Genomic DNA, 3,349 nt, shown 5'->3' on the forward strand with positions numbered 1-3,349 from the left:
TCGTTCTTTAAAAATTTGGGTATGTGATAGAAAGATAGACTGAACGTTACTTTCACTGGTAACGGATCAGGCTAAGGTAAAATTTGTGAGTTCTCTTAGTTGAGAAATTCGAATTTTCGGCGAATGTCGTCTTCACAGTATAACCAGATTGCTTGGGGTTATATGGTCAAGTGAAGAAGCGCATACGGTGGATGCCTTGGCAGTCAGAGGCGATGAAAGACGTGGTAGCCTGCGAAAAGCTTCGGGGAGTCGGCAAACAGACTTTGATCCGGAGATGTCTGAATGGGGGAACCCAGCCATCATAAGATGGTTATCTTGTACTGAATACATAGGTGCAAGAGGCGAACCAGGGGAACTGAAACATCTAAGTACCCTGAGGAAAAGAAATCAACCGAGATTCCCTTAGTAGTGGCGAGCGAACGGGGACTAGCCCTTAAGTGGCTTTGAGATTAGCGGAACGCTCTGGAAAGTGCGGCCATAGTGGGTGATAGCCCTGTACGCGAAAATCTCTTGGTCATGAAATCGAGTAGGACGGAGCACGAGAAACTTTGTCTGAATATGGGGGGACCATCCTCCAAGGCTAAATACTACTGACTGACCGATAGTGAACTAGTACCGTGAGGGAAAGGCGAAAAGAACCCCGGAGAGGGGAGTGAAATAGATCCTGAAACCGTATGCGTACAAGCAGTGGGAGCCCACTTTGTTGGGTGACTGCGTACCTTTTGTATAATGGGTCAGCGACTTATTTTCAGTGGCGAGCTTAACCGAATAGGGGAGGCGTAGCGAAAGCGAGTCTTAATAGGGCGTCTAGTCGCTGGGAATAGACCCGAAACCGGGCGATCTATCCATGGGCAGGTTGAAGGTTAGGTAACACTGACTGGAGGACCGAACCGACTACCGTTGAAAAGTTAGCGGATGACCTGTGGATCGGAGTGAAAGGCTAATCAAGCTCGGAGATAGCTGGTTCTCCTCGAAAGCTATTTAGGTAGCGCCTCATGTATCACTGTAGGGGGTAGAGCACTGTTTCGGCTAGGGGGTCATCCCGACTTACCAAACCGATGCAAACTCCGAATACCTACAAGTGCCGAGCATGGGAGACACACGGCGGGTGCTAACGTCCGTCGTGAAAAGGGAAACAACCCAGACCGTCAGCTAAGGTCCCAAAGTTATGGTTAAGTGGGAAACGATGTGGGAAGGCTTAGACAGCTAGGAGGTTGGCTTAGAAGCAGCCACCCTTTAAAGAAAGCGTAATAGCTCACTAGTCGAGTCGGCCTGCGCGGAAGATGTAACGGGGCTCAAACCATACACCGAAGCTACGGGTATCATCTTCGGATGATGCGGTAGAGGAGCGTTCTGTAAGCCTGTGAAGGTGAGTTGAGAAGCTTGCTGGAGGTATCAGAAGTGCGAATGCTGACATGAGTAACGACAATGGGTGTGAAAAACACCCACGCCGAAAGACCAAGGTTTCCTGCGCAACGTTAATCGACGCAGGGTTAGTCGGTCCCTAAGGCGAGGCTGAAAAGCGTAGTCGATGGAAAACAGGTTAATATTCCTGTACTTCTGGTTATTGCGATGGAGGGACGGAGAAGGCTAGGCCAGCTTGGCGTTGGTTGTCCAAGTTTAAGGTGGTAGGCTGAGATCTTAGGTAAATCCGGGATCTTAAGGCCGAGAGCTGATGACGAGTTACCCTTTGGGTGACGAAGTGGTTGATGCCATGCTTCCAAGAAAAGCTTCTAAGCTTCAGGTAACCAGGAACCGTACCCCAAACCGACACAGGTGGTTGGGTAGAGAATACCAAGGCGCTTGAGAGAACTCGGGTGAAGGAACTAGGCAAAATGGCACCGTAACTTCGGGAGAAGGTGCGCCGGTGAGGGTGAAGGACTTGCTCCGTAAGCTCATGCCGGTCGAAGATACCAGGCCGCTGCGACTGTTTATTAAAAACACAGCACTCTGCAAACACGAAAGTGGACGTATAGGGTGTGACGCCTGCCCGGTGCCGGAAGGTTAATTGATGGGGTTAGCTAACGCGAAGCTCTTGATCGAAGCCCCGGTAAACGGCGGCCGTAACTATAACGGTCCTAAGGTAGCGAAATTCCTTGTCGGGTAAGTTCCGACCTGCACGAATGGCGTAACGATGGCGGCGCTGTCTCCACCCGAGACTCAGTGAAATTGAAATCGCTGTGAAGATGCAGTGTATCCGCGGCTAGACGGAAAGACCCCGTGAACCTTTACTATAGCTTTGCACTGGACTTTGAATTTGCTTGTGTAGGATAGGTGGGAGGCTTTGAAGCGTGGACGCCAGTTCGCGTGGAGCCATCCTTGAAATACCACCCTGGCAACTTTGAGGTTCTAACTCAGGTCCGTTATCCGGATCGAGGACAGTGTATGGTGGGTAGTTTGACTGGGGCGGTCTCCTCCTAAAGAGTAACGGAGGAGTACGAAGGTGCGCTCAGACCGGTCGGAAATCGGTCGTAGAGTATAAAGGCAAAAGCGCGCTTGACTGCGAGACAGACACGTCGAGCAGGTACGAAAGTAGGTCTTAGTGATCCGGTGGTTCTGTATGGAAGGGCCATCGCTCAACGGATAAAAGGTACTCCGGGGATAACAGGCTGATACCGCCCAAGAGTTCATATCGACGGCGGTGTTTGGCACCTCGATGTCGGCTCATCACATCCTGGGGCTGAAGCCGGTCCCAAGGGTATGGCTGTTCGCCATTTAAAGTGGTACGCGAGCTGGGTTTAGAACGTCGTGAGACAGTTCGGTCCCTATCTGCCGTGGACGTTTGAGATTTGAGAGGGGCTGCTCCTAGTACGAGAGGACCGGAGTGGACGAACCTCTGGTGTTCCGGTTGTCACGCCAGTGGCATTGCCGGGTAGCTATGTTCGGGAAAGATAACCGCTGAAAGCATCTAAGCGGGAAACTTGCCTCAAGATGAGATCTCACTGGAACCTTGAGTTCCCTGAAGGGCCGTCGAAGACTACGACGTTGATAGGTTGGGTGTGTAAGCGCTGTGAGGCGTTGAGCTAACCAATACTAATTGCCCGTGAGGCTTGACCATATAACACCCAAGCAATTTGCGTCGAAAAGACCAGATTGCGGTGTGTGAAGACGAAACGAACCGAAAGTTCGAAACGCACAAACACCGACAGCTGTCACATACCCAATTTGCTGAAGCGAGACCATCTGGTCACGAGTCAGTACCCGAATTTCTTGACGACCATAGAGCGTTGGAACCACCTGATCCCATCCCGAACTCAGCAGTGAAACGATGCATCGCCGATGGTAGTGTGGGGTTTCCCCATGTGAGAGTAGGTCATCGTCAAGATTAAATTCCGAAACCCCAATTGCG

General features: G+C 51.1%; 2 rRNA genes. Both read left to right on the forward strand.

Annotation, left to right across the window (positions count from 1 at the left end):
- Positions 1-164: 164 nt before the first annotated feature.
- Positions 165-3,058: ribosomal RNA gene (locus ACGSLL_RS28140) — 23S ribosomal RNA — on the forward strand.
- 151 nt (positions 3,059-3,209) lie between these two features.
- A 5S ribosomal RNA gene (rrf, locus tag ACGSLL_RS28145) occupies positions 3,210-3,325 on the forward strand.
- Positions 3,326-3,349: the final 24 nt, after the last annotated feature.

The sequence above is a fragment of the Pseudomonas retamae genome (assembly GCF_043496865.1).
GTDB classification, from domain to species: Bacteria; Pseudomonadota; Gammaproteobacteria; order Pseudomonadales; family Pseudomonadaceae; genus Aquipseudomonas; species Aquipseudomonas retamae.